This is a genomic window from Methylobacterium sp. J-068 (assembly GCF_022829445.1).
Taxonomy (GTDB): Bacteria; Pseudomonadota; Alphaproteobacteria; order Rhizobiales; family Beijerinckiaceae; genus Methylobacterium.
The window spans coordinates 1-500 of the sequence record NZ_JAKSXY010000001.1 but is presented as its reverse complement, the minus strand read 5'-3'; the positions used below and the strand labels follow the sequence as shown (position 1 = coordinate 500).

Below are 500 nucleotides of genomic sequence, written 5' to 3'. Positions count from 1 at the left end.
GCAGGATCAGACGTGCGGTCCATGTCCGGGCCCGATAGGCCCAGGGCCGCGTCGCAGGCGACGAGTTTCGAGATGACGGCCCTGTACTCATCGCGTGCTTGCTCCGTGGCGCGAGCGTCGCGCGCTGCTTGTCTGAGGCGGTCCATCTCGTCGGCACGGATCGACCGGGCTTCGTTGTGCCAGATGCCCCGCACCCGGCGGTCGTTCAGACCGGTCGCCCGCGCCACACGCGACAGGGCCCCCTTCACGTTCTCGCCGAGCCGCAGGGGGCCGGCGATTGCTTCGACGAGGGTGCGCGCTTCGGCTCTTGCGGTCATCACGACGGCCTCACGGCCCTTGGGTGATTTACCCGCGGGCTCGGGTGACTTGCCCAACATCTCGGGTGCCTCCTGTGGTCGATTGGAATCGTCCACGGACAGGAGGCGACAGCGTGCAGAGCATGGGCGGGAACAGCGACATCGATCGGACCGGACGCAACGTCTTGGCGGGCAGCCGCGGAC

General features: G+C 68.4%; 1 protein-coding gene. It reads right to left on the bottom strand.

The genetic code is table 11. The features are described from left to right. The coding region (locus MKK54_RS00005) for a hypothetical protein (RefSeq protein WP_244008477.1) at positions 1–377 on the bottom strand (377 nt) is incomplete at its 3' end. Positions 378–500: the final 123 nt, after the last annotated feature.